Genomic DNA, 6,047 nt, shown 5'->3' with positions numbered 1-6,047 from the left:
CTCCAGGGGTCGGGGGAGGCGGCGGGGGCCGTCCTCGGAGGCTAGGCTGGGCGGGGCGCGACGTCCGCCCGTTGACTTCCCAGGTGCGCGGCCGTGCTCGCGGGTGCGGGGGCGCTCGCCGGCTCGCGCTCCGTCCTCCTCCGGCTCCCGCTCCGTTCTCCTCCGGCTTCCGCGACTGTCCAGGAGTTGTCGCACTCGAGCTCGAGTGCGACGACTTCTGCGCACTCGGCGACGACCGCTGGGACAGGCCCGGCGGCTCGCGACCACGCGGAAGCGGCCGTACTGGAGCGCGAGTACGGCGACTTCGGAGCAGTAGCGACCGGCTCGAGTGCGCGGGTCCGCGAGTGCTCAGGAGTTGCCGCAGTCGACGCCGAGTGCGACAAGTTCTGGACAGTGGGGGAGGCTCCGGTGAGGGCTCGCGAGTGCTCAAGAGTTGTCGCAGTCGACGCCGAGTGCGACAAGTTCTGGACAGTGGGGGGGAGGGGCTCCGGGTGAGGGCTCGCGAGTGCTCGGGAGTCGTCGCAGTCGCGGCCGAGTGCGACGACTTCTGGACGGTGGGCGGCGTCCGAGCGGCGTCAGGGGCCCCGGCGGCACCCGTCAGGGACCCCGGCGGCACGCATCCGGGGCCCCGGCGGCACGCGTCGCGCCCGGCACCCGCGACCTAGGGTGAGGGCATGCATCCGCTCGACGCCCAGGACCCGCTCGCGCACTGCCCCGAGCTGTTCGTCCGCACCCCCGAGGTCCGCTCCTACCTCGACGGCAACTCGCTCGGCCGGCCGCTGCGCGCGAGCGTCGCCCGGCTCGCGCGGTTCGCGGAGGAGGAGTGGGGCGGCCGCCTCATCCGCGGCTGGGAGGAGGGCTGGCTCGACATGCCGCTCGAGGTCGGCGACGCCCTCGGCTCCGCGGTGCTGGGAGCCGCGGCCGGGCAGACGGTCGTCGCCGACTCCACGACCGTCCTGCTCTACAAGCTCACCCGCGCGGCGATCGCCCGCCAGGCGGAGCAGGGGCGCGACGAGATCGTCGTGGACACCGACAACTTCCCCACCGACCGGTACGTGCTGGAGGGCATCGCGGCCGAGACCGGCAGCACGCTCCGCTGGATCGACTCCGACCCCGGGAGCGGCGTCGGCCCCGACGACCTCGCCCCGGCGCTCGGCGAGCGGACGGCACTGGTGCTGCTCAGCCACGTCGCCTACCGCTCGGGGTTCCTCGCCGACGCCGCGGCGATCACCGCTCAGGCGCACGAGGCCGGCGCGCTCGTGCTCTGGGACGCCTCCCACTCCGTCGGCTCCGTGCCGCTCGAGCTCGACGCGTGGGGCGCGGACCTCGCGGTCGGTTGCTCCTACAAGTACCTCAACGGAGGCCCGGGGGCGCCCGCGTGGGCGTACGTCGCGTCCCGGCACCAGGGCTCGCTCGCGCAGCCGGTGCAGGGCTGGATGGGCGTCGCCGACATGTTCGAGATGGGACCCGGCTACCGTCCGGCCGAGGGGATGCGGCGCTTCCTCAGCGGCACCCCGCCGATCACGGGGATGCTCGCGATGCAGGACATGATCGCGCTGATCGCCTCGGTGGGCATGCCCGCGGTACGCGCGAAGTCGGAGGCGATGACGGCGTACGCGCTGGAGCTGGCCGACGCGTGGCTGGTGCCGCGCGGGGTGCGGGTGGCGACTCCGCTCGACTCCGCCCGGCGCGGCTCGCACGTGACGATCGCGCACGAGTCGTTCGCCGGCCTGGTCCCGCGGCTGCAGGCGGAGGGGGTCGTGCCGGACTTCCGCCGACCCGACGGCATCCGGATCGGCCTCTCGCCGCTGTCGACCACCTTCGCCGAGCTGGAGCTGGGCATGGCGGCCGTCCGGGACGCGCTGGACTGAGCGGGGCCGGGGCTCGGCGGGGCGGGTGTTCCCGGCCCCGCCCCCTGCCCTCACCGCGCGTCGCGCGTCCGGCGGGTGCTCTCCTTCTGCAGGGCCTCGACGAGCTCGGCCTTCGTCATGCGCGAGCGGCCGGAGACGTCCAGGCGCTTGGCGAGGTCCATCAGGTGCGCCTTCGTGGCGTTCGCGTCCACTCCGCCCGCCGTCTCGCCCCCGGGGGAGCGGCCGTGGCCCTCGGCGCGGGAGTCGGAGGGGCCGCTCTCGGCCTTGCGCTCCCAGTGGTCGCCGACCTTCTCGTACTCGTGCTTCAGCGCGGCGAAGGCCGTGCGGTGGGCTCGCTCGCCGTCGCCGTAGCTGTCGACGGCCGAGTCGTGCGCGGCCGACCAGAGCTTCTGCGCGTGCTCGTCGGAGCGCTCGATGGTGGACGGGATCTGTTCCTCGCGGGGCATGGCGGCCTCCCTCTCGTCCTCCGACGCTACGTCGGGTCGGAGGCGCCGGTCACCCCGTTGACGAGCGCGCGGCGGGCGCCTCCGTCCCCGGAGCGCACTCGGGAGGCCGCCGCCGGTGTTCTCACCGGGCCGACGCCGATGATGGGGCGATGTTCATCCCGACCAGAGCCGCCGGTCTCGAGGCGCTCGACGACTTCGTCGCCCGCGCCGGCTCCGCCTACGCCCGCGACCGCAACCACGACCTCGGACCGTCCCGGGACAACGTCTCCGGACTCTCGCCCTACCTCCGCCACCGCCTCGTCACCGAGCGGGAGGTCGTCGCCGCGGTCCTCGCGCGGCACCGCCTGACCGCCGCGGAGAAGTTCGTCCAGGAGGTGTTCTGGCGCACCTTCTGGAAGGGCTGGCTCGAGCAGAACCCGGATGTCTGGCGCCGCTACCGCCGCGAGGTGGCGGACTCCTCCGCGGGCGATCCTCCGCCCGGCTACCTCGACGCGATCGGCGGACGCAGCGGCATCGACGCGATGGACGCGTGGGTGAGCGAGCTCGTCGAGACCGGGTACCTCCACAACCACACCCGCATGTGGTTCGCGAGCATCTGGATCTTCACCCTCGGACTGCCCTGGCAGCTCGGCGCCGACTTCTTCTACCGGCACCTGCTCGACGGCGACGCCGCGTCCAACACCCTGTCGTGGCGATGGGTCGCCGGCCTGCAGACTCCGGGCAAGACCTACCTCGCCTCCGCATCCAACATCGCCCGCTACACGGAGGGGCGCTTCTCGCCGAGCGGCCTCGCCACCACGGCCCCCGCGCTGACGGAGGAGCCCTTCCCGCCGCGGGCACCGCTCGAGCAGGACGACGTCGTGGGGACCGTCGGCGCCCGCCCCGGCCTCCTGCTGCACGAGGAGGACCTCGAGGCGGAGAGCCTGCTCGCCGAGCAGCCGGGTCTGGCCGAGCGCCTCGTCGCGTGCGCCGTCGCCGGGGACGCGGGCGGGCGCTCGCCGTCCGGAGTCTCCGACGCGGTCGCCGCCTTCACCGCCGCGGCCCTCGCCGACGCCGCCGAGCGCACCTCCGACTCCAGCGGCCGGCCGGCGCGGGTGCTGGCGGACGCGCGTGCCGCGACGGTCGTCGACTGGGCGGTGTCCGAGCGGATCGACACCGTGGTCGTTCCGTACGCGCCGGTAGGGCCCGTTGGGGAGCGGGTGGAGGCGCTCCGCTCGGCTCTCGCCGACGAGGGGGTCGCGCTCGTCACCGTGCGCCGCCGCTGGGACGGCGCGGCGTGGCCGTCGGCGTCGCGGGGGTTCTTCCCGTTCCGGAAGCGGATCCCGGCGCTGGTGCGCGACGTCGTCGAGCCCGCCGACGCGGCCCGCCTGTTCTGAGCGGCGTCCTGTGAGCCGCGTCCTGTAGGCCGCGTCCCGCGAGCCGCGTCCTGTGAGCCCCGTCCTGTGCTGCGTCCTGTGAGCCCCGTCCTGTGCTGCGTCCTGTGAGCTGCGTCCTGTGAGCTGCGTCCTGTGAGCCCCGTCCTGTGAGCTGCGTCCTGTGAGCCCCGTCCTGTGCTGCGTCCTGTGAGCCCCGTCCCGCGGAACCTGCCTGGTCCCGCGGGGCGGGTGCCGCTCAGCCGAGCAGGCGGTCGCGGAGGAAGTCGCTCGCGAAGCGGCCCGAGGGGTCCCACTCGGAGCGGAGGGTGCGCCACTCCTCGAGGTGCGGGTAGAGCGGCGCGATCTCGTCGGCTCCGGCGAGGAAGTGCTTGCCCCAGTGCGGCCGGGCCCCGAGCGGCAGCAGCGCGCCCTCGACGGCGGGGAGCACGGCGTCGACGCCGGCGCGGTCCTTCTTGAAGGTGAAGTGCACGCCGACGCTGTCGCGGCCCCCGGCGGGGGAGAGCCACTGGTCGTCGCCCGCCATGGTCCGCAGCTCCGTGATGAGCAGGACGTCGTCGATCCGCTCGCCGATCGCGCGCAGCGCCACGATCGCCTCGCAGACGTTCGCGCGCGGCACCATGTACTCGCTCTGGATCTCGTCGCCCGCGCTCGGCTCGCGGTCGAGGCGGAAGTGCGGCAGGCGCTCGGACCACGGTCCGACGGAGCCGCCGAACGGGTTCAGGTTGGAGTCGACACCCTCCGAGACGGCGAAGAGGCTCGCGGAGGCGGCGACCGCACCCAGGTGCGTCGCGTCGACGTCGGCGACGGATCCCGCCGCCACCTTGGTCTTCAGCCACAGCTGCTCCACCGTCGGCGAGGACCAGTGGGTCATGAGGCTGACGCTGTAGGCGGAGGAGGTGATCGCGTCGAAGTCGTCGAGCACGCGCTCCCAGGGCAGGTCGACGAACGCGTCCTGGCGGACGTCGAAGGTCGGCTGGATGTCGAGGGTCACGCGGGTGACGATGCCGAAGGCGCCGAGGCCGACGACGACGCCCTCGAAGCCCGGCTCCCCGCGGCGGATCGTGCGCAGCGAGCCGTCGGCGGTGACGAGCTCGAGCGCCGAGACGGCGGAGGAAAGGTTCGCGTTGCGGTCGCCCGAGCCGTGGGTGCCGGTCGCGATGGCGCCGGCGACCGAGATGTGCGGGAGCGAGCCCATGTTGTGCAGGGCGTAGCCGTTGCTGTGCAGGTGCGCGGCGACGACGCCGTAGCGGGTGGCGCCGCCGACGGTGACGGTGCTCGCCTCGGCGTCGATCACGGGGTCGGAGGCCAGGCGCCCCAGGTGCAGCAGTGCGCCGGGGGTGTCGGGCAGGGAGTTGAAGGAGTGGCGGCTGCCGAGGGCGCGGACGCGCTCGTTCTCGCGGACGAGGCGCTGCACCTCCTCGACGGACTTCGGCTCGATGATGGCGGCGGCGCGGTACTCGTAGGTGCCCGCCCAGTTGCTCCGTGAGGTCATGGGTCCATTCTGCCGGGTGGGCGGGGGATTTGTTGTTGATTGCAACGAATGGCCTGGTAACGCACGGGACGCGGCAGGACGGAACGGCGTGGATCTTGTTCGGGGCGCGCTCCGGGCCCCTGACGGGGAGGGCGGCGATGACCGCGCGCAGACGGTCCCGCTCCGATCTGTTCCGGATGTGCGTGAGCCTCCTGGTCACGATCGTGGTGGTGCTGCTCGTCCGGGCGACGGGGCCGTCGATGCGACGGCGACCCTCGTTCCGGTCCATCTGCTCGGCTGGCCGCTCTCCACCGCCCTCTCCGTGGGCTGGAGCGCCGCCTCCTCCTCGCGCCTCGACGAGCAGGCGCTGCGGAGCACCGCCGAGGAGGAGGCGCGCGGCGAGCGGCGCCTCCTCTCGCGGATGGCGGGAGCGACCGGGGCGACCGGCACGACGCTGCCGGCGGCGGTGCCGGCGATCGTGGTCACGGTGGCGATCGCGCAGAGGACGGAGTCCCGCAGCGAGCCCCTCTCCCTCGCCGCCGCCCTGCTCGCCGTCGCGAGCTCGTGGGTGCTGATGGTCTTCTCGGTCGCACAGGCCTGCCTGCGCCTCGAGTCGCGGTCGCCCCGGCGGTCGCAGGCGCGCTTCGCCTTCGAGGAGGCGCCGCACTTCAGTGACGACGCGACCCTCGCGCTCCTGCTGTCCACGATGGCGGCCACGGTCTCGGCCGAGATCCGCTCGAGAGAGGGCTGGCGCCTGGTGCGCGCGAACGTCGTCATCGCGTTCGCCTTCGACTCGGTCATCATCGCGATGACGGTGTCGCTGCTGTTCGGCGGACTCACGGCCTGAGACGGCGGGAGCGGAGCGTCCGGCGGAGCCGGGGGC

5 protein-coding genes are annotated in these 6,047 nt (G+C 73.8%); 3 read left to right on the top strand and 2 right to left on the bottom strand.

Annotated features, from left to right (window positions below; genetic code table 11):
- Positions 1–674: 674 nt before the first annotated feature.
- Complete coding sequence (locus tag C5B95_RS16935) at positions 675–1,871, top strand: kynureninase (protein ID WP_104349694.1); 1,197 nt, start codon at positions 675–677, stop codon at positions 1,869–1,871.
- A gap of 50 nt (positions 1,872–1,921) precedes the next feature.
- On the opposite strand, the gene C5B95_RS16930 is transcribed toward C5B95_RS16935, so the two are convergent.
- Positions 1,922–2,317, bottom strand: a complete 396-nt coding sequence (locus C5B95_RS16930; RefSeq protein WP_104225169.1) for a ChaB family protein — start codon at positions 2,315–2,317, stop codon at positions 1,922–1,924.
- Between the two features lie 149 nt (positions 2,318–2,466).
- On the opposite strand from C5B95_RS16930, the gene C5B95_RS16925 reads away from it, so the two are divergent.
- Complete coding sequence (locus C5B95_RS16925; protein WP_104349693.1) at positions 2,467–3,693, top strand: FAD-binding domain-containing protein; 1,227 nt, start codon at positions 2,467–2,469, stop codon at positions 3,691–3,693.
- 235 nt (positions 3,694–3,928) lie between these two features.
- Here C5B95_RS16925 and C5B95_RS16920 read toward each other — a convergent pair whose 3' ends face one another.
- Complete coding sequence (locus C5B95_RS16920; protein ID WP_104349692.1) at positions 3,929–5,185, bottom strand: FAD-binding protein; 1,257 nt, start codon at positions 5,183–5,185, stop codon at positions 3,929–3,931.
- Between the two features lie 178 nt (positions 5,186–5,363).
- Between C5B95_RS16920 and C5B95_RS16915 the strand changes: the two genes are divergently transcribed.
- A complete protein-coding gene (locus C5B95_RS16915; RefSeq protein ID WP_181068123.1) occupies positions 5,364–6,011 on the top strand; it encodes a DUF1345 domain-containing protein in 648 nt (215 codons plus the stop codon).
- Positions 6,012–6,047: the final 36 nt, after the last annotated feature.

Source organism: Rathayibacter sp. AY1A7 (assembly GCF_002930845.1).
GTDB lineage: Bacteria > Actinomycetota > Actinomycetes > Actinomycetales > Microbacteriaceae > Rathayibacter.
Note: the sequence above shows the minus strand (reverse complement) of the source record. Positions and strands in the feature narration are given on the sequence as shown.